Genomic DNA, 23,617 nt, shown 5'->3' with positions numbered 1-23,617 from the left:
TCATGGCCGAGTGGATCAAGAAGATCGAAGAGAACGCGAAGAGCCTCATCGCCGAGGCAGAGCAGGAACTGACCGCACTCGAGGGTGTGGACACCGTCGACCTCACAGCTGACGATGCAGACACGACCGACGGCGACACCCCTGAAGCGGTCACCAGCGACGATGCGCGAGAGCAGGTCTCGGACTGACGCCATGACGGACCGCCGTCCGCGGCCGCAGTGGACGGCTCAGTCGTCGAACACGGACCAGCAGATACTGTTTCTTCTCTGCTGATCTTCCAGTACCAACTCCCGCACACTGTTCGGTAGTCGTTCTCGCTGCCATCGCAGTTCCTCGCGGCCCGTGTTCGTCTCCGCACCTGCAGGTGCGGCGGCCCGTACCGCCTTGATGGCATAGGCAGCCGCCCCCAGGTCGTGCTCGGGTACGTGAGCTACACACGCCGCCTGGCCGGCCGCATATGCGGCGAAGCGCTCGGCACCGCTCAGCGGCCGTGCCGCACCCATGGCATGGCCACCGAGAGCGCGGGTAGCCATCATCGCGAGTTCGCCGCGCGTCCATTCCCGAATGCCCTCGATTGCCTCACGCGGCCGCGAGTCGGAGGGTTCGACAGTCTCGAACAAGTGGAGAACATGTTCCGCGCACTCGGCCGCCCAGAGCGCGAGACTCCGGTGATCGTCGTCGGTCAGAAGTCCACCGCGACGCACGGTGACGAGGCGAGAGTCTCGGACGGCGGGAAGAATCATGTGAGTCGATCCTCCCAGCGGTGTCGCGTTCGGCCGTCGCCCGAACGGCCGGTCATGCGTCCATCAGAGCATGAAAAAAGACCCAGGACATCTGTCCTGGGTCTTTTTCGGTGGTAGCGGGGACAGGATTTGAACCTGCGACCTCTGGGTTATGAGCCCAGCGAGCTACCGAGCTGCTCCACCCCGCGTTGCAATTACGAAGTTACTCCCGTGTGTACAGCCAATGCAAATCACATGACTTCTCGGCGCTCTCACGCGCTCGAACGAGTGCATGACAACGCGTCACAGCGCGCGGTTATCACGTCGGAGGCGGTTCAAAATAGTGCTCCGCGTCTCTTTTGATGCGTGTTTCGAGTCACATAACGGTGGGGTTACAGACTTGAAACAATACCGCCACAAGTTGGTCTGAGCTGCGAAAACACCTACTTTCGTCCCAACATGTGGACACCTGTCATCCCATTCCGGCTCAGTGACGGTGAGCAGATCCTCGACTACCTTCACGGACGGCCCTAAACCGCTGGGCCTGCACCACCCCGCCGCTCCTTTCGCTCTGCCCCGCGGGTGTGGTCCCCAAGACGTACGGGGGCAGAGCCGCGACGATACGAAGTGCCTGGTCGCCACCGCCATCAACACCGGCGAAACGATTGCAGGCCAGTCGCGCCAGTAGAGCGCGGAGAGGATTCACCCCGAATGACCACACTGAACAATGTCGGCAAGCGTGCACTCGGATTGGCCGCCATCGCAGGTGCCGCCGTAGCAATCCCCCTCGGCCTCTCGGCCGGAACCGCCAACGCAGCCCCGAACAACTGGGACGCGGTCGCGCAGTGCGAGAGCGGTGGCAACTGGAGCATCAACACCGGAAACGGCTACTACGGTGGCCTGCAGTTCTCGCAGAGCACCTGGACGGCCAACGGCGGATCCGGATCACCGGCCAACGCATCCAAGGCCGAGCAGATCCGCGTCGCGGAGAACACTCTTCAGACCCAGGGACCGGGCGCATGGCCCGTGTGCGGTCAGCAGCTGAGCAAGGGTGCCTCCGCTCCCGAGCCCGAGGCAGCTCCCGCACCGGCACCGCAGCCGGCTCCCGCACCGGCACCGGCACCGGCCGTGGCTCCCGAGGCCGCAGCGGCCACGCAGGCTGCACAGGGCGCATTCGACGCCGCGTCCAAGCTTGCCGACCAGTACGGCCTGAGCACCCAGTTCCAGCACCTCGTTGCTGCCAACGCCCCGGTGCTCGCGCCCATCGGACGCTGATCCACCCGGCAGTTCGTCGAACTGCCACACACCTTGCCGCTGTGCCCCGCGCACGAGCCAGGTGACGAACGACAAAAGAGCCGCCTCACCGTTTCGGTGAGGCGGCTCTTTCTCGTTCACATCATCGTGCGGTGAACGTGTCGATCAACTGCCGGTGCTGTTGTACGTGTCGACCGCGGTCTGCAGGTTCTCGAGCGCAGTGCCGAGTTCCGCCAGATCTCCACTCTGCTGCGCAGTGCGCACAGCGGAGAGTGCAGCGTTCAAACCGGTGACGGCAGCATCCCTGGTCGTCGAACCGCCGGTCGTCGGCGCAGGAGTGGCCGGGGTCGACCCGCCGTCGGACGGTGTCGTCTCCGGTACGGCACCTGGCTGCGTGGTTCCGTCGGTCTCACCGGGTGCCGTGACGGTACGACCGGCACCTGCTCCGAAGACCTGCTCGATGGCTTCGGGCAATGTGGCGGCATACCCGACGCGGCCCTCGTACGAGACCAGCACTCGAATCAACTGCGGGTACGCAGAGGCCTCGTTGGTACGCGAGGCGTACACCGGCTCCACGTAGATCAACCCGCCGTTACCGACCGGAAGGGTCAGCAGGTTGCCGAACTCCACGGTGTTCTCACGGCGCACGATGCCGAGACTCTCGGATACGTCCGTGGTGGTCGTCATCTGGTTCTGCACCTGGTTCGGACCCTGAGTGGAGGTATCCGTCGGCAACCTCAGCACCGTGATCTTGCCGTAGTTCTCCGGATCGGAATCCGCACTGACGTATGCGCCCAACACCTCTCGGCGGTAACCGACGAGCGCGCTGGTCAGCTGGAACGACGGCTGATTCTCCTCGTTGGAGATGTCGGAGGCGACCACGTAGTACGGCGGCTGCTTCGCCGCGGTGTTCTCTGCGGTCGGGTCGGTCGGAACCTCCCAGAACGCGTTGTTCGTGAAGAACTCCCGCGGATCGTTGACGTGGTACTTGGTCAGCAACTCACGCTGGACCTTGAACAGGTCCTCCGGGTAGCGGAAGTGGTCGCGGAGTTCGTCGGACACCTGGTCCTTCGGGATGACGGTTCCCGGGAACACGCCTTCCCATGCCTTGAGCACCGGATCGTTCTCGTCCTGCTCGTAGAGCTTGACGGTGCCGTCGTAGGCATCGACGGTGGCCTTGACCGAGTTGCGGATGTACGACACCTCTCGGCTCGGCAGCGCACGCGTCGTCGTCGACTCGATGCTGTCGGCAGTGGCGTCCTCGAGCGACATCCGCTGGGCGTACGGGAAGTTGTCCAACGTGGTGTACCCGTCGATGATCCAGACGAGCTTGCCCTCGACGATCGCCGGGTAGGTCGATCCGTCCGTGGTCAACCACGGTGCGACCTTCTGTACGCGGTCGCGGGGGTCACGGTTGAACAGGATTTTCGACTCGTCGCCGATGACGCTCGAGAACAGGATGTTGCGCTCGGCGTACTTGCTGGCGAAGACGAGTCGGTTGAAGAAGTTGCCGACGTCGACGCCTGCTGCACCGGTGTAGGTGTAGCTCTTGCTGTCGGTGTCGTACTCACGGGGCTCGCCGGTGGAACCGACGATGGAGTAGTCCGCGTCGGAGTTGGCGATGACCGGGCCGAAGTAGATACGCGGCTGGTCCAGGTCGCCGGGGCCGTCCTTACGGATGGTGCCCTCGGAATCGTTCTCGATCCAGTTGACCTGGTAGTTCGGGTAACCGCCACGCCCACCGCTGGATTCGTCGGCGACGGCCTCGTCGACGGAGTTGGCCGGCGCTGCGACGAAGCCGTTTCCGTGCGTGAACACGGTGTGGCGGTTGATCCAGTCACGCTGGTTCGCGTCGAGCGTCTGCGGTGAGATCTCGCGAGCTGCAACGACGTAGTCGCGCAGGTTTCCGTCTGCATCCGGGTAGCGGTCGACGGCGAGCGTGTCGGGGAACCCGTAGAAGTTACGGATCTGACGCTGCTGAGTGAAGGTGGGGGCGAGGATGTTCGGGTCGAGCAGTCGGATGTTGGACATCGTCGCAGACTCGGCTGCGACCTCGCCCGGGCTCAGAGTCGCCTCACCGGAGTAGTCCCGGTAGGTGACCTGCTCGTCGGTCAACCCGTACGCGTCTCGGGTGGCCGCGATGTTCCGCTCGATGTATGTGCTCTCCTTGTCGGCCGCGTTCGGGCGCACCGAGAACTGCTCCATCACCAGCGGCCAGACGGCACCGATGAGGATCGACGAGAGCACCAGCAAAGCCGTGGCCAACGCCGGGATCCGGAGATCACGCAGGAATATGGCTGCGAAGAAGGCGATCGCACAGATCACCGCGATCGCCAGCAGGATCAGTTTGGCCGGCAACACCGCGTTGATATCGGTGAAGCTGGCACCGGTGAACGTGGGTTCCTTACGACTGCTCGAGAGCAGCGTGTACCGGTCGAACCAGTATGCGACGGCCTTGAGCAGAACGAAGGTGCCGGCCAGAACGGCGAGCTGAATGCGTGCGGCGCGGGTCAGAGCACCCTCGCGTCCGGCCAGTCGAATCCCGCCGAACACGTACTGAGTGACCAGGTTCGCGAAGAACGCAACCAGGATGGCAACGAACAGCCAGTTGAGAACGAAGCGGTAGAACGGGAGGTCGAACGAGTAGAAGCCGACATCCAGATTGAACTGCGGATCGGTGATCCCGAAGTCGCCGCCGTGGAGGAACAACTGCACGGTCGCCCAATTGGTCTGGGCGATCATGCCGGACAGGAACCCGAACACCACTGGAATTCCGATGCCGAACAGGCGCAATCGGCTCATCACCGTGGTGCGGTACCGCGCAATCGGATCGTTGGGCCCGGCGACGGGCACGAACACCGGACGGTTGCGGTACGCCACGGCAAGCGCCGCGAACACGATGAGTCCGACGACCAGTGCGACGACGACGAAGATCGCCAATCGCGTCAGCAGTGTGGTGGTGTAGACGCCGCGGAAGTCGACCTCTCCGAACCACAGCCAGTTGGTGTAGATGTCGATCAGACGGGGACCGATGAGCAGCAAACCTGCTGCTACCAAGGCCAATACGAGCAAGATCCGGCTGCGCCGTGACAAGGACGGCATACCGGTGGGGGGCCTCATGCCCACGTGCCACACTCCAACTTCGGGCGACGCCGACGGCGCCGCAGATGACTTCGGCGGCGCACTCGCCGTGCGCCGCATGTCCGTTTCGCCCTACTGTACGTACGTTGATCCTACGGCTGCGACACCCGTACTGCGTCCGCGCCAGGCCGCAGGTCAGGAGCATCGGCATCCAGTGAACCATTCGGATGCGAGGATAGTGCGGTGAGCAACGACAGCAACGGACTGCCCGGCCAAGACGATTTCGGTAGCGAGTTCGACCCCGAGTCGGGTGGGCAGGACGTGGCCGAGGCTCTGGCTCGATGTGCCCGCGAGGTGGCGGATTTCGTCGATGCAGGTGGGTGGCACCAGGCACCACAGATGTTCGCGTTGGTTCCCACTGCAGCGCTCGCCGCGGCCGAGCCGGGACTCCTCGACGATCTCGCCGACGGCGCTGCCCTCACCCCGATCCAGCAGCATTCACTCCCCGAGGACATCACCGGCGGCTCCCCCGCCCTGGACGAGTTCCTCGCCACCTCGACATGGCCCGAGGGTGTCGTCGGATGCGCCCTGGTTCAGGAGATCGTCGTACTCCCCCCGGCTGCCGAATCGACCCTCGACGATGCCTTGATGCCGTTGCTCGCCGATCCCGATGCGGCCGACCAGGCCGCGCGCTCGGCCGCCGAGAACCACCCCGAGAAACGGGATGCTCGGTTGATCGTCGCGGTCCTCAAGGACGGTCCGTCCTTGACTCTGCTGCAGTTGCACCCGGACGAGGACGCCGATCCGTTCGCGCCCATCGATCTTCGCATCGCGGAGGACCTGGCCCCCAACGTCGTGCACGGCCTCTACGCAACGTTCGACGTGATGGAAGACGACTAGCGACAGCGCTGGGTCAGCTGCAGGACGGTACGTCGCCGCCGGACCCGATCGCCTGCAGCGAGTCGACCGCACTGTCCAGCGACTCGACGCGGACCAATCTGAGGCCGTCGGGGACGTTCTGTTGCGCCTCACCGCAGTTCGCGTCCGGCACCAGGAACGTGGTGGCTCCGGCTTCGCGGGCGGCGATCAGCTTGTACGGAATGCCGCCGATGGGGCCGACCGTCCCGTCGGCGTCGATGGTTCCCGTCCCCGCGACGAACTCTCCGTTGCTCAGCTCACCGGGACTGAGCTTGTCGACCACGGCCAGGCTGAACATCAGACCGGCCGACGGTCCGCCGACATCGGCGAGGTTGAACTTCACGTCGAACGGCACGTCCGGCTGCTCTTCGGGCGTGACTCCCAGGTATCCCAGGGATGCATCGTCGGGCCGAGCACCGAGGACCACCGCACTGGTCTGCGTCGAGCCGTCTCGCACGTACTCGATGTCGAGAGAGTCACCCGGCGCTCTGGAACTGACAGCCTCGCGAACTGCCGACGCGGTCGCGACGGGCGTACCGCCGACAGAGACCAGCGTGTCCCCCACATTCAGCACGCCCGCAGCAGGGCCGTCCTCGGCCACACTGGCCACCGCCAGTGACACCGGCAGATCCAGGTGGTGCAGAGCAGCCAGTTCGGCGCTGGATTCGGACTCCTCGAAATCCGCCTGATTACCTTCCTGCACTTCTTCTTTCGTCTTGTCCGGCGGATAGACCTCCTCGCGCGGAACGAGTCCTTGCCTGCCGCTGGCCCAGAAGCCGAGAGCCTCGAACAGATTGAGCTGATCGCGCACGGCCACGGTCGTCATGTTCAGGTGCCCCGTTGTCGGGTCGACCTCGGTTCCGTCGATCTGCACCACGGGCACCCCGTCGACGTCGCCGAGAGTGTTGTACGTCGGGCCGGGGCCGAGGGCGGCGAACGGAACGGTGACGACCGAGCCGGTGACGCCCAGCACCACCACGGGTACCAGGGCAGCGACAAGAGTGGCGATCCTTCGGTTCACTCCGTAGACACTAGATCCGAATACGGTCGACGGTGCAGACCGCCCCTACCGAGTGCGTCCGTGCCGACTTCCCACGGGTCCCACTGTTCGCCGTCAGCGTGACGATCCACCACTCTCTCCGTTCGCCGGGCTTGTACCGTTGAGTCATGAGCAATTTTGGTTTCGGTGCCTCCGACGACGACCCGGACAAGAAGAAGGATCCGGACGGCTCGGGCAACCCTGCCGGCTTCGGGTTCGGTGGCGAGGGATTCGACCCAGCACAGCTGGGCCAGATGCTCACCCAGTTCGGCCAGATGCTCAGCGGAATGGGAGCTGCAGGCGGGACCGGTTCGGGACCGGTGAACTACGACCTGGCCAAGCAGCTGGCACGCCAGCAGATGGGCGACTTCAGCCCGGTGTCGGCAGGCGAACGAGAGGCCATCACCGACGCAGCGCACCTGGCCGAGCTGTGGCTGGACGGGGCGACGACGCTGCCCGCCGGTGCCACGAAGACCGTCGCGTGGACACCGGTCGACTGGCTCGACAACACGATCGACACCTGGAAGCGCCTGTGCGACCCCGTCGCCGAGCAGATTTCGGGCATGTGGACCTCCGGCCTTCCCGCCGAGGCCCAGCAGATGGCCGGGCCGATGATGGGCATGCTGACCCAGATGGGCGGAATGGCCTTCGGCTCGCAACTCGGCCAGGCTCTCGGCCAGCTGTCCAAGGAGGTTCTGACGTCCACCGATATCGGCCTGCCCCTCGGACCGTCGGGAACGGCGGCGCTGCTGCCGTCGGCCATCGCGTCGTTCAGTGAAGGACTCGAGCAGCCCGATCGCGAGGTGCTGGTGTTCCTTGCCGCTCGTGAGGCCGCACATCAGCGGCTCTACAGCCACATTCCGTGGTTGCGGCAGCGGGTTCTGGCCACCGTCGAGGAGTACGCGCGCGGCATCCGGATGGACTTCTCTGCCATCGAGGAGGCCGCCGCAGGACTCGACCCGTCCGCACTGACCGACCCGTCGAAGATCGAGGCGATCCTGCAACAGGGTGCCTTCGAGCCACAGACCACGCCGGAGCAGAAGCACGCACTCGAGCGTCTCGAGACGCTGCTCGCCCTGGTCGAAGGCTGGGTCGAGACGGTGGTTGCGGCCGCTCTGGGCGAGCGCCTTCCCGGTGCCGTCGCGCTCGGCGAAACCATCCGGCGCCGTCGGGCGTCGGGAGGCCCGGCCGAACAGACCTTCGCCACGCTGGTCGGTCTCGAACTGCGACCCCGCAAAGTCCGCGAGGCAGCCGATCTGTGGCGTCAGCTCCTCGCCGCATCCGACATCGAGGGACGTGACGGTGTGTGGGCACACCCCGATCTGCTGCCCGACTCGTCGGACCTGGACAACCCCGCGGCGTTCATCGACAGGGTCGTCGGCGGTGGCACGTCGAGCTTCGACGACCCGATCGCGCAGCTCGAAGCGATGGAGGCCATGGAAGCCAAGGAGCGAGCCGAGGCTGCCGAGCGTGCCGCCGAAAACGACGACAAGGGCACCGATGGTGATCCCGAGAAGGGTTCATCCACAACCTGACCCCGCCGGTCTCGCACCACTTCGATCGAACGCGTCGAGCGCCTGCTCGGAGGCACTTCCACCCTGTGGATAACGTGCCCCGAGCGGGCGCTCTTCGCTGTCGGCGCTGTCAGAGTGTGTCTCATGATCACACCGACCGTTCGACTCGATCCAGCGGTGGCAATTCTGCCGCGACGAGACGGCACCGTTCAGTTGGGCTGGAATCCCGAGACCAGCGTCGTCGTCACTCCACCTCCCGGTGCCGAGCCGGGCTCGATACTCGAAATACTCCGACTCCTCGCCGCGGGCCATTCCAGACCTCACATCGTCTGTCACGCAATGACATTGGGAATGTCCGCCAATCGGACATCGGCGATGCTCGGAGAGTTGGAGGATTCTGGGCTGCTGATGCACGGCACGAGCGAACCGGTGGTGCCCGACGCCTCGCTTCGGGCCTCGCAGTCCGGACCGGGGGCGGTGAACACCGTCCACCTCGTGGGGCGGGGGCCGATCTCGGACGCGTTGGCCTCCGGCCTGAGTCGCACCGGTGTCACCGTGACCCGGACCAGTCTGACTCCGACGCGCTACCCGCACTCGGTGGTGAGGTCGTGGAACTACGACGTCGTGGTACTGGCCGACGATCTGGTCGCCGAACCTCGGCTGGTGACCGACCTGGTGCGTCTGCGCATCCCACATCTGCAGGTGCGGCTACGAGACGGGAAGGGCATCGTCGGGCCTTTCGTGCTGCCCGGTCGGACGAGTTGCCTGCGGTGCGCTGATCTGACGCGCTGCGACTTCGAGCCGGAGTGGCCGCATCTGTCGGCCCAGCTGCTCGGCTCGGTCGGCCAAGCGAGCAGCGCGACGGTGTTGGCCACGGCAGCCTTCGCGTTCGCTCAGTTGGAGAACCTCATCGGCCGATCCGACGCCGCGCTTCCCGAGACTGCGGACTGCACGATGGAACTGGACTTCGCAGCAACCGGAACCACCGTGCACAAACGACCGTGGTCCAAGCACCCGCACTGCGATTGCTGGTACTGACGAATCGCGCTCGCGGCGAGTTCACCTCGACCGATAGGGGTCGGCGCGGGGCGGTCCGAGCAATTGTCGGAAGGTTCAGCCATGATGGAGCTGTGTCTGACATACCGCGCCGTGGATCGACTCGTACTGCCAAACTGGCCAGCATTCCCCTCGGAATGGCCGGTCGTGCCGCCGTAGGGTTCGGGAAGAAGCTCGCGGGCGGCAATCGCGACGAAATCGATGCGGATATGGCCGCCAAAGCAGCAGAACAGCTCTTCTCCGTTCTCGGGGAACTCAAGGGCGGTGCCATGAAACTCGGGCAGATGCTCTCGGTGATGGAAGCGGCCGTTCCGGAGGAGTATTCGGAGCCGTACCGCGAGGCGCTGACCAAGCTGCAGGCGCAGGGCCCGCCCATGCCCGCGAAGACCGTGCACCGGGTGTTGGACCAGCAACTCGGAACTGCGTGGCGGTCACGTTTTCTCGATTTCGACGACACAGCGATCGCCTCTGCGAGCATCGGGCAGGTGCACAGAGCAACGTGGTCGGATGGCCGCGATGTCGCGGTCAAGATCCAGTACCCCGGTGCAGACGATGCATTGCGCTCCGACCTCAAGACGCTGTCGCGGTTCGCGAACCTGTTCAGCACGGTGCTCGCAGGCACGGACGTCAAGCCGGTGCTCGAAGAACTGACGGCTCGTACCGAGGACGAGCTCGACTACCGTATCGAGGCGGCCAACCAACGTGCCTTCAGCAAGGAATTCGCGGGCGATCCCCAGTTCGCCATTCCCAAGATCGTCGCCAGCGCACCCAAAGTCGTTGTCAGCGAATGGATGACGGGTCGGCCGCTGGCCGATGTGATCGCGAACGGAACGGCCGAGGAACGTAACCAGGCGGGCGAACTGCTCGCGTTGTTCGCATTCGTGTCTCCGGCGCGGGCGAAGTTGCTGCACGCCGATCCTCATCCGGGCAACTTCATGATGCTCGACGACGGACGCATGGGTGTCATCGATTTCGGTGCCTGCGCTCCGATGCCCGACGGCCTCCCTCCGGTTCTCGGCAGAATGGTCTCGCTCGCGCGTGACGAGAAGTTCGACGAGCTCGTGGTGTTGTTCACCGAGAGCGGCTTCGTGGTTCCGGGCCGAACGGTGACGGAGAAGGAGATCGAAGACTATCTGCGTCCCTTCACCGATCCGATTCACACCGAATCGTTCCACTTCACCAGGGCCTGGCTGCAGAAGGCTGCGGGCACCGCGACAGATTTCAACAGTGCGCAGTTCCGCACCGTTCGCGCGTTGAACATGCCGGCCGAGTACGTGATGATCTTCCGGGTGCTCGGTGGGCTGGTCGGAATTTGCGCGCAATTGGACGCCTACGCGCCGTACATGGCCATCCTCACCGAGTGGCTGCCCGGCTTCACCGACTGATTCGTTCGGCGAAACCGGGCACCGGTCTCGGACATCATGCTGCGTTCTTGCGCGGACGTCCTCGGGGACGCTTGCGGGCGATGACGACACCCTGCTCGAGGATCTCGCCGCCCCATACGCCCCACGGCTCGGCGCGGTCGAGCGCCGCGCTCAGGCACGTACGGCGGATGGGGCATTCGGCGCACAGCGCCTTGGCCTGCTCGAGTTCGGCAGGGGTGTCGGCGAACCACATGTCGGGGTTCGCCGCTCGGCAGGGCACCGACAAGGCCAGTTCAACCGATTCGGTCGAATACTGTGCAGCGTAGGCACTCTCGGACTCTGGTCGGCATGTCGTCCGGATCGTGGCGGTTGACACGTCGGTCTCCTCTACTTTTCGTGCGGCGTCGTTATCGGTTCGAGGGGTGATGCGAACCTGTCGGCCTCACGCTCGGGTAGAGGAACTACCTGAACGAGAAAGGCCACGGTCCGCGAGTGCGGGTCCGTGGCCTGGTGGGGCTTGTCGAAGCGTCTACCGACAGTGAAGTCGGTATCTGCTGTCGAGCACGGACGCACATGGTGCGCGGTGACGTCGGGCTGCCTGAGCAACGGCTTTCGCTCCTGGTGCCAGGGCGACCTGGGCGGAATTCGACCCCGAGTCCGCATATGCGGACTCCTGCATGGGGCCGAAAGCAGAGGAACGAATCCACGTCTGCGCAACAGAGCCTGCGGCGGCGGCATGAGTGCCGAGGGGGGCAACTCCGAAAGGTGCCGTGCCGAGGACAGGGCTGAACGCGACGGTTGCGTCGGCAACGGCGGCGTGGAATGTGTTGATCATTTTTTTCAGCTCCTGTTCTGGTCTCGTAGGCGGATTGGACGGTGCGCGATCTCCCGCGGCACGTGAAACAGACTAAGCCCCCCGCCGATATCTGCACAAGTTATTTTCTACCTGCGGTTTTGCGGCGATTTCCCTACCTTCGCGTCACGTGTCCGAGGCCCGCACCACGGTGAGGACTTCTTCTCCGAACCGTTCCAGTTTCTTGGCCCCGATTCCCGGAATCGCCACCAGCCCACGCTCGTCCTGCGGTTGCTGTTCCGCGATGGCCGTCAGCGTGTTGTCGCTGAACACCACGTACGCGGGCACCTTGAGTTCGCGGGACTTGTCCAATCGCCACGACTTCAGCGCGTCGAGCAGGGCGATATCGACGTTCGACGGGCAACTGTCGCATCGACCGAGCATGGTCGCGGACGTGCCGATCAGGGGCTTGCCGCACAACCGGCACTTGGGACCGGACTTCTTGGCGGCAGGCGCGGCGATACGCGAGGCCGGTGAGTCCTCGGGAATCAGACCGTTGAGAAACCTCGACCGGCGCCGCGATTTGCGTCCGCCCTCGTTGCGGGCCAGCGCCCAGGACAGATGCAGGTGGACGCGAGCTCGCGTGACACCGACGTAGAGCAGCCTGCGTTCCTCCTCGACGGCCGCCTCGTTGTTGGCGCTGGGGTCGTTGCCGATCGCGTGCGAGATCGGCAACGTGCCGTCGGCGAGACCGACGATGAACACCGCGTCCCACTCGAGACCCTTCGCAGCATGCAGCGAGGCGAGGGTGACGCCCTGGACCGTCGGTGGATGCCGCGCCTCGGCACGTGCGGCGAGCTCCCCCAACAATTTTTCGAGGGTCAGCTCCGGCTCGTGCACCAGAAGTTCTTCGGTGAGCTGCACAAGACCGCCGAGCGAGGCCCACTTCTCGCGGGCCTGCGCGCCCGTCGGCTCGGTTGCCGTCAGGCCGAGCGGGGCCAGCACCGCTCGCACCAGAGCCGGTAGTCCCTCGCCCGCCTGCGCGCCGTCGGGCAGATCGTCGCGACCGCCTGCCTGCCGCAGCGCGTTGACTCCCTGCCGCACCTCGGGTCTGGTGAAGAATCCTTCGCCGCCGCGCACCTGATAGGGAATCTTCAGCTCGGTCAACGCCTGTTCGTGTGCCTCCGACTGTGCGTTGATGCGGTACAGAATTGCGATCTCGGCCGGCTCGACGCCCTTCGAGATCAGCCGCTTGACCGCACGCGCCACACCGTCGGCTTCCGCAGGCTCGTCGTCGTACTCGAAGAACTCCGGCTCGGGTCCCGGCTCACGCTGACCGATCAATTGCAGTCGGGTGCCGGCGATGCGACCGCGAGCGGCTCCGATGACGCGGTTCGCCAGCGACACCACCTCGGGCGTCGAACGGTAGTCGCGCTCGAGCCGAACCACGGTGGCCTCGGGGTACTTCCGTGAGAAGTCGAGTAGATACCGCGGAGATGCGCCGGTGAAGGAATAGATGGTCTGGTTCGCGTCGCCGACGACGGTGAGATCGTCACGCTCGCCCACCCAGGCGTCGAGCACCCGCTGCTGCAACGGCGTCACGTCCTGGTACTCGTCGACGACGAAGCAGCGGTAGCGCTCGCGGAACTCGTCGGCCACCGACGAATGTTCTTCCAGCGCGGCGGCCGTGTGCAGCAGAAGGTCGTCGAAATCGAGCAACATCCCATCGCCGCCGCGGGACTTGAGCTCCTCGTAGCCGGCGTACACGGCGGCGACCTTGTTCGCGTCCATGGGAACGTCACGGCGATTGCTCGCCGCGATGCGTGGATAGTCCTCGGGTGCGATCAACGATCCCTTGGCCCATTCGATCTCTCCCGCGAGATCACGGATCGCGTCCGTGGACGTCGACACCCCGGCACGGTTCGCCGCCTGCGAGACGACGGTGAACTTGCGATCGAGAAGCTGCCACCCGGTGTCGCCGACCACCTGCGGCCAGAAGTACTTGAGCTGGCGCATGGCCGCGGCGTGAAACGTGCGAGCCTGCACCGGAGGACCGTCTCCCCCGACGCCGAGCTCGCGCAGACGGCCACGCATCTCGCCGGCCGCGCGCGCGGTGAACGTCACCGCCAGCACCTGCCCCGAGGACACGTGCCCGGCCGAGACGAGATGGGCGATGCGTCGGGTGATCGTGCGCGTCTTTCCCGTGCCTGCACCGGCCAGAACGCAGACCGGGCCGCGGGGAGCCAGTACCGCCGCGGATTGCTCCGGATCGAGTCCGGCGGTCATCGCGTCGTCAGCCATGAGGTCCATTGTGTCAGTGCGTACCGACAGTTCCACCCGGGGCCGAACCGGGCGGCGAGTCGGCCGATGCAGGTGTCGGTCGGAACAATCGGGTCGGCGCTCCTGTTGACTGTTGGCGTGACCACTACCGAGAACACCCCGCAGACCCCGGCCGCGCTGACCGTCTACTCCACCACGTGGTGCGGTTACTGCCGTCGGCTCAAGACCCAGCTCGACCAGGCCGGAATCGAGTACGCCGAGATCGACATCGAGCAGAACCCGGAGTCGGCCGACTTCGTCGGCAGCGTCAACAACGGCAACCATGTGGTGCCGACCGTGCTCTTCGCCGACGGATCGACGGCGACGAACCCCACTCTGGCCGAGGTCAAGCGCGCACTGTCGCTCTGATCGGCGTCAGGCCGTCGCCGCCCACGCCTCGAGCATTCCCCGAGCGATGGAGATCGAGCCCGGGAGAAGCAACCGGGAGGTCGATTCCGATCCCCAGTCGCCCAGCTCGAGCGCGGCGAGAACTTCTGCTCGATCGAACCAATGGGCCTCGGCGATCTCGCCGTCCTGAAAGTGCAGCGGTTGCTCCGGGTCGGCGACGGCGGAGAACCCGATCATCACCGAACGCGGAAACGGCCAGGGCTGGCTACCCAGATACTCGATGTCGGAGACGTCGAGGCCCACTTCTTCTCTGATCTCCCGCGTCACACAGGTTTCCAGCGATTCACCGGCCTCGACGAAGCCTGCCAGCACCGAGAAGCGACGCTCGGGCCACGCAGGTGCTCGCGCCAGCAGCACCCGATCGCCACCGTCGTGAACCAGACAGATCACCGCCGGATCGGTACGCGGGAATTCCTCGTGACCGGTGGACGTGCTCGTCCGCGACCACCCCGCGCTCGACGGAACCGACGGTGCACCGTCCAATGAGCTGAACTGCGCGCTCGCATGCCAATTGAGGATCGCCAGGGCACCGGTCACCATCGACAACGCGTCGCTGTCCAATCGATCACCGTCGGTACGCAAGTCGCCGACCGCGCCTGCCACGACCTCCACCCGGCGAGCCCACAGGTGTCGATCGCCGTGAATTCCGAGAAAGACCGCGTCGGCCGTCGGCTCGGCAGCGACGTCCGCGGCGGGGTCGAGCACCAGTCCGTTCTCGTCCACCGCGAATCTGCCTCTGCCGTCCACGTTCAGGATGCGAGCAGTCGGCCAACCCGCTGCCAACGCTGCGGTGTCTCGGCGCAGTTCCTCTGCCCTGTTCAGTGGCGATCGGGACAGTCGAGGTGGGTGGGCGAGTTGGAAGTTCGGCACGCGCACGACCCTACTTGGCCTCGCCTAGTCACCCACGCGACGGATGTAGAGCAAGCGATCGGATGCCTCGACTGCATCGACCTCAGGAGTGCCGACTCGGAACAGTTTGCCGCCCCGCACCACTCCGAGAACGATGTCGGTGAGGTGCCGCGGAGATCCACCCACCTCGTCGCGTTCGACTTCGCGCTCGGCAATGGCGAAGCCTGCCTCCGGGGTCAACAGATCTTCGATCATCTCCACCACGGAGGGGGTCGACGTGGCGATCCCGAGCAGGCGGCCCGCAGTCTCCGAGGACACGACCACCGAGTCGGCACCGGACTGACGCAGCAGGTGCGTGTTCTCCGCTTCTCGGATGGCCGCGACGATCTTCGCCTTCGGAGCGATCTCGCGGGCGGTCAGAGTCACCAGCACCGCGGTGTCGTCCCGATTGGTCGCGACGATGATGGCCGCCGCATGCTGAGCTCCGGTGAGTCTGAGCACGTCGGACTTGGTCGCCGAACCGTGAACGGTGACCAGGCCCAGGGCCGATGCGGCGTCGAGAACCGTCTGATCGGTGTCGACGACGACGATGTCGGACGCCGACACGCCGTCTCCGAGCATCGCGTCGACTGCGGTACGGCCCTTGGTGCCGAAACCGATGACCACGGTGTGATTGCGCACGCTGCGTCTCCATCGCTGAATTTTGAATGCCTGCCGGGACCGCTCGGTGAGAACCGACAGCGTGGTACCGACCAACAGAATGAGGAATAGGACCCGGAGGGGTGTGATGACCAGGATGTTGACCAGTCGCGCCGACGGGCTCATCGGTGCGATATCGCCGTATCCCGTCGTCGACAGCGACACGGTTGCGTAGTAGAAGGCGTCCAGGAAGGACAATTCGCCGTTCTGGTTGTCGCTGTAACCGTCGCGATCGAGATAGACGACGAACGCCGCCAGGAACAGGATCCCCAGCGCCATCAGAACCCGCTTGTAGATGGCGCGCCACGGACTCGATTCCAGTTCGGGTACCCGGAGCACTCCCACGAGCGCGAAGTCGGGCTTGTCGGTCAGCGCGCCACTGTCGCTCAGGCGCGCCCGCAACCTACCTGCCACGTCGCCCGCCGAGGTACTCACCGAAGTCGAGATCATTCACGGCACGCAGCGTAACCCCATGCCAGGCTTCTGTGCCGACGACGCTGGGTGTGGCACGGTATGGGCATGACACAGAGATCGAGTCAGGCAGCCGCACTGCGCCTCGCGGGACTGCTGGCCGGAGCGGGAGTTCTGCACTTCGCCACGCCGAAGTTCTTCGATGCCCAGGTACCGACGGCCCTGCCCGGCTCGGCGCGGACCTACACGCAGGTCTCGGGCGTCGCCGAACTCGCCGTGGCCGCAACGCTTGCCGCACCGCGGACCCGTCGACTGGGCGGTGCACTCGCAGCGGCCCTGTTCGTCGTGGTCTTTCCCGCCAACATCAACCTGGCGTGGAAGTACGTGCAGAGCCCCAAGACCTCGCCGGCTCTCAAAGCAGCGATGCTCGCCCGACTTCCGCTGCAGATCCCACTGGTCACCGAGGCTCTGAAGGCTCGCCGGAACGCACCGTAGCCCCCGGCCGCTCGGACCCGGCCGGCCCCTCGAGCAGCTGGGCCAATTCCGTTGCGTCCGGCAGGTTCTCGGGCGAGATGGTGTGACCGCTGCGCACGTAGTGGAACGCTGCGCGCACTCGATCGAGCGGAACCGGTTCGGTGCGCCCGATCGACATCAGCTCGGCCCACGCCAGCCGGTAGGCCGCAAGCTGCATCGCCACCGCCCGCCGCTCCGACGCCGTCGGCTCTGCGCCCGTCTTCCAGTCGACGACGGTCCAACCGCCGTCCGGGTCCGCGAAGACTGCGTCGATGCGCCCGCGCAGTACTGTTCCCGCCACGGAGGTCTCGAACGGCACTTCCACTTCGACGGGGCTGCGGAGCGACCAGTCCGATTCGAGAAACGCCTGCTGGAGGGTTTCGAGGTCCACGTCGGCCGAGGCCCCGGTGTCGGCCGAGCCCGGCAATTCGTCGAGGTCGAGCAGTCGGGTCGCGCCGAACCGCCGCTCGATCCAGGCGTGAAACGCGGTTCCTCTACGCGCCAACGGGTTCGGCGGGAACGGGAGCGGCCGCCGCAGGCGCGACGCCAACGCATCGGGGTCCGCCGCGAGGTCGACCAGCTGCGTCACCGACAGGTTGCCGGGAAGAGCGACGTCGACTCCCGCGACCGATCTCGCGGCCCGCTCGGCCAGCAGAGTATCGACGTCCGCGGCCCAGTTCTCGGGGTCGTCCTGGGTTCGATCCTGGTCGCCGTCACGCTCTTCGCTCGGTGTGGCCGAGACATCTGCCAGCGCGCGCAGTACCTCCTGCGCACCGCTCTCGATTGCTCCGCGTCTGGGACCGAGTGGATCGCGTGGCCAGGACGCGGTGTGCGGTACCGCCCCGAGCGGGTTCGACGCCCCGTCGTCCGGGGCCGGGGCCCACTGCTCGATCACTGCTGTGTCGGCGAATTGCTCGATGTGCGTGTGCAACTCGTCGAGAAATTCCGATGGCCCACGCGGCTTCGTGGCGGTCTCGTCCCAGTGATGCGCAGATACCAGCAGCACCCGTTCGGTTCGGGTGAGTGCCACGTAGAACAGTCGGCGATCCTCTGCGAGTCGACGCCTCGCCAGCGCATCCTTGTGACCCTTGACGGCGTCCTCGAGGTCCTTGCGGTTGTGCAGCCGGTCGAGTTCGAGGACCGGAACCCCTTCCGAGCCTTCGCCGTCGAGTGCGCGGTCACCGCGCAGCGACGGCGGCAGCTCGGCCATCGCCCCGAGCCAGGTCGAGGATGCGTTCGAGGACGGGAACACGCCCTTCGCCACGTGCGGGACCGCCACCACCTCCCATTCGAGGCCTTTCGCAGAATGGACGGTGAGCACCTGCACGCGATGGGGGGCGACATCGACCTCTCCGGGGGCGAGGCCGTCCTCGACCGTCTCCGCAGCGGCGAGGAACGACAGGAATCCGGTGACCGTGGCGGACGGATTGTCGGCGTAATCGGCCACCACATGGGCGAATTCGTCGAGATGTTCACGTCCGACCGCACCGTCGGTGCTGATCGGTGTGCGGGCCTGAGCTTCGACACCGATGCCCATGATCCGTTCGATGTCGCCGACCAATTCCGTCAGCGGCTGACCGATTCGATCGCGCAGTAGGTGCAGCTCGCCCGCCAGGGCGACGATCCGGCGATGCCCCACCTCCGAGTACCGCTCGGCCGGACCGGGATCGGCTATCGCGTCGGCCAGGCCGGCCTGCTCCGACTGCTCGCCGGGCAGGGCGCTACCGAGCGCCGCATCGAGTGCCTCCGGGTCGTCGACGCGACCCGCGGTGCCGTACCCGCCGCGGATTTCGAGTTCTCGGGCCCGCTGCGAGAGTGCCCGCAGATCCGTCGGCCCGATCTGCCACCGAGAGCCGGTGAGGATGCGCATCGCCGAGCTACCGGCAGTGGGGTCGGCCACCAGCCGCAGCATCGCGATGATGTCGGCCACCTCGGGAACGTGCAGCAATCCACCGAGCCCGACGACCTCCACCGGCAACCCGCGGCTGCGCAGCACCTCCGCGATCGGCTCGGCATCGGCGTTGCGGCGCACCAGAACCGCGGCGGTGGGCGGGGTGCGATCCTGCTCCAGGGCAGCGCGGTACTCCCCCGCGATCCGGTCGGCGATCCACTCTCGTTCGTCAAGAACGGTGTCGGTGACGGCCAGTCGTACATCGCCGGGAACCGCACCCGGCCGGGCCCGCAAGGTCGGCACCGGCACACCGACGCGGCGCAGTGGGTCGGTGATCAGGTTGGCCAGCGTCAAGGCCTCGGGCGGATTTCGCCAGCTGGTGAGCAGCTCGAGTCGAGGTGCCGGACTTCCGTCGGCCTTCGGAAAATCGGTGGCGAACCGAGGCAGATTTGCTGCCGATGCGCCGCGCCACCCGTAGATCGACTGCATCGGGTCGCCGACGGCGGTCAGGGCCAACTGCGGGTCGCTGCCGGAACCGAACAGAGACGACAACAGGACGCGTTGGGCATGCCCGGTGTCCTGGTACTCGTCGAGCAACACGAGCCGGAAGCGTTGCCGTTCGGCGATTCCCACCTCGGCATGCTCGGCAGCGACCCACGCCGCCATCGACATCTGCGAGCCGAAATCCAGTGCGCCCTCGCGCCGCAGTGTCTGCGCCAGCCGTTCCACCAACGGCAACAACCCGATTCGTTGATGTTGCGCGTCGAGGATGTTCAGCAATTCCTTGGTGGGGCCGCCGCGTTGTCGCGGCCCCGGCCCGAGAGTGTGCACCAATTTCTCCAGCTCCACGTGCGCGTGGCGCAGATCCTCGGGATCGACCAGATGCTCGGCCAACTGACCGGAGAGTGCCAGTACGGCCTCGGTCACCGACGTGGGGTTGCGGTCGGTGTCGAGGTCGCCGTCCCAGGTACTGACGACACGGTGGGCCAGCTGCCACAGTTCGGTTTCCGAGAGCAGTGTCGCGGACGGTTCGATCGGCAACAACAAACCGTGCTCGGTGAGCAGTCGACCTGCATAGGAGTGATAAGTACTCACTTCCGGCTCGGCACCGAGGATTCGCTCGCGCAGTGCCAGGCTGGGGTCGAGTGCGCGCACCAGGTCGGATCCGGCCAGCCGAGCCAGCCGAGCTCTGATCCGAGAGGTCAACTGCTGTGCCGCTTTTCGGGTGAAGGTCAGACCCAGAACCTGATCCGGGTCGACGAAACCGTTGGCCACCATCCACACCACGCGGGCAGCCATGGTCTCGGTCTTGCCGGCACCTGCCCCCGCGACGACGAGTGTCGGGCCGGGCGGCGCTGCGATCACCGCGGCTTGTTCGTCGGTCGGTGGATGCTTCTGCCCGAGCGCGCGGGCGAGCTCGACCGGCGACACCCGCACCGAACCGGTCCGTGTCTTCGTCGATGTCGTCACTGCTCGGTCACCTGCCTACCCGTCTCGTGTGCCGGGCAACTGGATTTGACCGGGCAGTGCCTGCAGCCGTCGTTGATCCGCGCCTCGAACGTGGGTCCCTGTGTTGCCGATGCGGCCTGGTGCACGGTGTCTCGCCACTCCTCGAGTTTCTCCGGTGTCGGCACTTCCTGGACACGCTGCGTGGCCCCGTCCTTGTTGTGGGGCTTGGCGACGAACACCAGCCGCGCTCCGCCCGGCTCGCCTGCAGGCTCGCCCTCGATGGCACCGGCTGCCGCGGCGACCTGGTAGGTGGCCAGCTGATGATGGCCCTGGGCATCCTCCTTGGACATGACGGTCTTGGCCGTCTTGACGTCGATGATCACCGGTCGGCCTTCGGGATCGTGCTCGAGCCGATCGATGCGACCGCGCAACGCCACCGCCGGCTCGTCCTCCGAGCGAGCCTCGAGTATGCCGTCGACGCGCACTTCGACTCCGGCCTCGGTGAGCTCGCCTCGACTGCCCTGCAACCACGTCTCGAACGTCTCGAGCATCGCCCCGGTTCGGTCGAGCTCGTGCCGTGAGTACCACTGCGATCCGAGATCCACTGCATCCCATGCTGTTTCGAGAGCGCGACGGAGTTGCTCCGAAGGTATCCGACCGGCCACCGCCTGGACGAGAGTGTGCACGAGCGTGCCGGTGACCGCATGGGTGTTGGTGCCGTCGTTGCCGCCGTGACGTTCGAGCATCCACCGGAGCGGACAGGTGGTGAGTTGTTCCACCGTCGACGGGGACAGCGGCACCGGGCCGTCGCCGAGCTGCCACAGCGGCGCGTCGGTGCTGGGCCCTGCCACCCCGAACCACTCGTCGGGATGCGCGCCGCGGACACCGGCCGCGGCGAGTGTGGCCAGATGCCGCGCCGCTCGGGCTCGCTTGTCCGGATCCTGCTCGGCGACAACGGGATCGCACACCACACTCCGGAGTTCGGCCACCAGCATGGGCAACGCCAACACTCGGTGTTCAGGCTCCGGCCCGGGCAGCTCGAGTGCCGGATCCGACTCGCCTCCGCCGTCGATGCCGCGTAGTTCGTCCACGAATCGAGACCGGACCAGGTCGGCATCTCCGGTACTGGAATCAACGGCCGTGACGAGCAAGGTCGATCGAGCGCGACTGCACGCCACCAGAAACAGCGTGCGCTCCTCGGCCAGCAGCGGTGCCGACTTCGACAGTCGCCCGTCGAGCGCCGCAGCCGCATCGACCTTGCCGGATACGAGGTCGACCAGGGTGTCGGTGCCCAGGAGGCTGCCACGCGACCGCAGACCGGGCCACAGCCCTTCCTGCACCCCGGCAACCGCGACGAGCTCCCATTCCCGACCCGCAGCAGAATGCGCACTCAGCAGCGTCACCGCGTCGGCCCGGACCGTGGGGCGGTGTGAATTCAGAGTAGGAATCTCTTGCTGCGCAATGTAATCGAGGAATCCACCGATCTGAGCCCGCGGCAACCTGTCGACATATGCTGCCGCCGCGTCGAACAGCGCCACCACCGCATCCAGGTCGCGGTCGGCCTGAGTACCGGCCGAGCCACCCCAGGCGGACGCGGTGGACCAACGCCGCTCGAGCCCCGAGGCCTGCCACGCCGCCCACAACACGTCCTCGACACCGCGGCCCGCGCGGGCGAGCGCTCGTGCCTTCCGGATCACACCCAGGGCTCTGCGCAACGGGGCGGACTCCACATCCGAGAGTCCGCCGGTCCACCCGGCGCTCCCCCGCGCGTCGTCGGTGAGTACGACTCTGAGCAGCTCGGCCGAGTCGCGCTCGCCGCCCGATGCGAGTTCGAGCCTGCGCACGCCCCGGCGCAATCGCCGCAGACCCACCGGATCGGCTCCGCCGATCGGCCCGGAGAGCAACGCCAGTGCATCTTCACCGTCGAAGCTCGGGTCGGAGATCGCCCGCAGTACCAGCAGGAGACCCACGGCCCCGTGCTGGCGGTGCAGCGGTAGCTCCGAGGTCGGGGTGATCATCGGCACCCCTGCGCCGTGCAGAGCCCGACGCAACGGCGCGAGGGTGCGCGGCACGGAACGAACCACGATCGCCATCTCGGACCATGGCATGCCGTCGATCAGGTGGGCACGACGCATGGCGTCGGCGATGATCGCCGCTTCCTTCGCGGGCGAGGACACGACGTGCACTCGCGCTGTCGGTTCACCGAAGCGGGCGGTGCCCACCGGTTCCGGACAGCGGTGCCGACCGAGCCCGGGCAGCCGTCCGGCGACGATGTCGGTCAGCTCCGCGACCTCGGGCACGGACCGGTGATTGCGAGTGAGCACGACGCGGCGCGGCGAGTCCACCTCAACCAGGTCGGCCACGAAGGCGGGATCGGCACCCCGGAAAGTGAACACGGATTGATCGGGATCTCCGGCGACGACGGTGGATTCGGTATCGGTGCCGATCAGCCGAACCAGCTGTGCTGCTTGCGGATCGAGGTGCTGCGCGTCGTCGACGACGAGGTGCCGGAGGCGGGCGCGTTCGCTGCGCAGCAGTTCGGGATCGGTGGCGAACGCCATCAGCGCGGCACCGATCAGCTCGGCGGCGTCCAGACCCGGTGCCGTCGCTCCTGCCGCTTCCACTCCTACGGCACCACGCAACAACATGGCCTGCTCGTATCCGGCAGCGAATCTCCCGACGGCAACCCACTCGGGCCTGCCGTGTTTGCGACCGAGTTTGACGAGGTCTTCCGGACCGATCCCGCGTTCGGCTGACCTGAGCATCATGTCTCGCACCGCCGTGACGAATCCCGCGGTGCCCAGTGCCGGACGCAGCCGCTCCGGCCAGTCGCCTGCCCCGTCCTCGAGATCGCCGCGCAGCATCTCGCGCACCACGGCGTCCTGCTCGGCACCGGTCAGCAATCGCGGTGGCGGATTGCCGTACAGGGAGGCCTGTAGCCGCAGCACCGCGAAGGCGTAGGAGTGCACGGTGCGTACCAACGGCTCACGAGTCGCCCGCAGTGCGTGATCGCCGCTGAAGAGACCCGAGGTGATGACCTCGCGCACCGCGGTTGCCGCCCGTTTGGACTGCGTGAGCACCAGAACCGACTCCGGATCACCGGTGACGATGCGCGAGACGGCGTAGTCCGCGACGAGCGAGGTCTTACCCGTGCCGGGGCCACCCAGGATCTGCCACGGATTCCATCGTGGAGCGCCTTTCGCGGCCTCTGCTGCCGAGTCGGGTGTCGACGACAGCAGCCCAGCTGCCGATCCGGTCCACTCACGTGCCGGGCGAGCGACCTTGGGTGCACGGACGAGAGTCACCGTCGCGCCGTGTCTGCCGTCCGAGCTCATGA

The 23,617-nt window shown here is 66.3% G+C and carries 17 protein-coding genes and 1 tRNA gene; 8 read left to right on the top strand and 10 right to left on the bottom strand.

Annotated elements, in window-relative coordinates:
• Positions 1-2 precede the first annotated feature (2 nt).
• Positions 3-188 (top strand): hypothetical protein, encoded by a 186-nt coding sequence (locus CH302_RS04940; RefSeq protein ID WP_037190223.1) that lies wholly within the window; start codon positions 3-5, stop codon positions 186-188.
• A gap of 39 nt (positions 189-227) precedes the next feature.
• On the opposite strand, the gene CH302_RS04935 is transcribed toward CH302_RS04940, so the two are convergent.
• Positions 228-743 carry a putative immunity protein gene (locus tag CH302_RS04935; protein WP_037189845.1) on the bottom strand — a complete coding sequence of 172 codons (516 nt, stop codon included), beginning with the start codon at positions 741-743 and terminating at the stop codon, positions 228-230.
• A 111-nt stretch (positions 744-854) separates the two neighbouring features.
• Positions 855-931, bottom strand: a tRNA-Met gene (locus CH302_RS04930).
• A gap of 502 nt (positions 932-1,433) precedes the next feature.
• On the opposite strand from CH302_RS04930, the gene CH302_RS04925 reads away from it, so the two are divergent.
• A complete protein-coding gene (locus CH302_RS04925; protein WP_037189848.1) occupies positions 1,434-1,997 on the top strand; it encodes a transglycosylase family protein in 564 nt (187 codons plus the stop codon).
• A gap of 144 nt (positions 1,998-2,141) precedes the next feature.
• Here CH302_RS04925 and CH302_RS04920 read toward each other — a convergent pair whose 3' ends face one another.
• Entirely contained in the window at positions 2,142-5,102 is a 2,961-nt protein-coding gene (locus CH302_RS04920; RefSeq protein ID WP_170946050.1) for a UPF0182 family protein, read from the bottom strand.
• 276 nt (positions 5,103-5,378) lie between these two features.
• Here CH302_RS04920 and CH302_RS04915 point away from each other — a divergent pair, with 276 nt between their 5' ends.
• The gene (locus tag CH302_RS04915; RefSeq protein ID WP_037190227.1) at positions 5,379-5,957 is read left to right on the top strand and encodes a PPA1309 family protein; all 579 of its coding nucleotides are present in this window, start codon (positions 5,379-5,381) and stop codon (positions 5,955-5,957) included.
• A gap of 13 nt (positions 5,958-5,970) precedes the next feature.
• Here the strand turns inward: CH302_RS04915 and CH302_RS04910 are convergent, their stop codons facing one another.
• Complete coding sequence (locus tag CH302_RS04910) at positions 5,971-6,996, bottom strand: YlbL family protein (RefSeq protein ID WP_037189850.1); 1,026 nt, start codon at positions 6,994-6,996, stop codon at positions 5,971-5,973.
• A gap of 146 nt (positions 6,997-7,142) precedes the next feature.
• Here CH302_RS04910 and CH302_RS04905 point away from each other — a divergent pair, with 146 nt between their 5' ends.
• From CH302_RS04905 to CH302_RS04895, 3 genes are all read left to right on the top strand, one after another.
• On the top strand, positions 7,143-8,549 hold the full coding sequence (locus CH302_RS04905) for a zinc-dependent metalloprotease (protein ID WP_037189851.1): 1,407 nt from the start codon (positions 7,143-7,145) through the stop codon (positions 8,547-8,549).
• Positions 8,550-8,672: 123 nt separating this feature from the next.
• The gene (locus CH302_RS04900; RefSeq protein WP_037189853.1) at positions 8,673-9,566 is read left to right on the top strand and encodes a hypothetical protein; all 894 of its coding nucleotides are present in this window, start codon (positions 8,673-8,675) and stop codon (positions 9,564-9,566) included.
• Positions 9,567-9,658: 92 nt separating this feature from the next.
• Positions 9,659-10,969 carry an ABC1 kinase family protein gene (locus tag CH302_RS04895; RefSeq protein WP_037189855.1) on the top strand — a complete coding sequence of 437 codons (1,311 nt, stop codon included), beginning with the start codon at positions 9,659-9,661 and terminating at the stop codon, positions 10,967-10,969.
• 34 nt (positions 10,970-11,003) lie between these two features.
• On the opposite strand, the gene CH302_RS04890 is transcribed toward CH302_RS04895, so the two are convergent.
• Positions 11,004-11,324, bottom strand: a complete 321-nt coding sequence (locus CH302_RS04890; protein WP_037189857.1) for a WhiB family transcriptional regulator — start codon at positions 11,322-11,324, stop codon at positions 11,004-11,006.
• Positions 11,325-11,927: 603 nt separating this feature from the next.
• Positions 11,928-14,042 (bottom strand): ATP-dependent DNA helicase UvrD2, encoded by a 2,115-nt coding sequence (locus CH302_RS04885; protein WP_371828427.1) that lies wholly within the window; start codon positions 14,040-14,042, stop codon positions 11,928-11,930.
• 117 nt (positions 14,043-14,159) lie between these two features.
• Here CH302_RS04885 and CH302_RS04880 point away from each other — a divergent pair, with 117 nt between their 5' ends.
• Positions 14,160-14,429 (top strand): mycoredoxin, encoded by a 270-nt coding sequence (locus CH302_RS04880; protein WP_032398313.1) that lies wholly within the window; start codon positions 14,160-14,162, stop codon positions 14,427-14,429.
• A 6-nt stretch (positions 14,430-14,435) separates the two neighbouring features.
• Here the strand turns inward: CH302_RS04880 and nudC are convergent, their stop codons facing one another.
• Entirely contained in the window at positions 14,436-15,338 is a 903-nt protein-coding gene (gene nudC / locus CH302_RS04875) for an NAD(+) diphosphatase (protein ID WP_037190229.1), read from the bottom strand.
• Between the two features lie 24 nt (positions 15,339-15,362).
• The gene (locus tag CH302_RS04870) at positions 15,363-16,430 is read right to left on the bottom strand and encodes a potassium channel family protein (RefSeq protein WP_032398311.1); all 1,068 of its coding nucleotides are present in this window, start codon (positions 16,428-16,430) and stop codon (positions 15,363-15,365) included.
• A gap of 105 nt (positions 16,431-16,535) precedes the next feature.
• Here CH302_RS04870 and CH302_RS04865 point away from each other — a divergent pair, with 105 nt between their 5' ends.
• A complete protein-coding gene (locus CH302_RS04865) occupies positions 16,536-16,922 on the top strand; it encodes a DoxX family protein (RefSeq protein ID WP_037190232.1) in 387 nt (128 codons plus the stop codon).
• Here CH302_RS04865 and CH302_RS04860 read toward each other — a convergent pair.
• Both CH302_RS04860 and CH302_RS04855 read right to left on the bottom strand, forming a co-directional pair.
• A complete protein-coding gene (locus CH302_RS04860; RefSeq protein WP_052047535.1) occupies positions 16,885-20,301 on the bottom strand; it encodes an ATP-dependent helicase in 3,417 nt (1,138 codons plus the stop codon). The two genes, CH302_RS04865 and CH302_RS04860, sit on opposite strands and share 38 nt — an antisense overlap.
• Positions 20,298-23,615, bottom strand: coding sequence for an ATP-dependent helicase (locus CH302_RS04855; RefSeq protein WP_037189859.1), 3,318 nt, complete (start codon positions 23,613-23,615; stop codon positions 20,298-20,300). Before CH302_RS04855 ends, CH302_RS04860 begins: the two co-directional genes overlap by 4 nt.
• Positions 23,616-23,617 lie beyond the last annotated feature (2 nt).

Origin of the sequence: Rhodococcus sp. 15-2388-1-1a, from assembly GCF_002259145.1 — a bacterium.
Taxonomy (GTDB): domain Bacteria; phylum Actinomycetota; class Actinomycetes; order Mycobacteriales; family Mycobacteriaceae; genus Rhodococcoides.
Note: the sequence above shows the minus strand (reverse complement) of the source record. Positions and strands in the feature narration are given on the sequence as shown.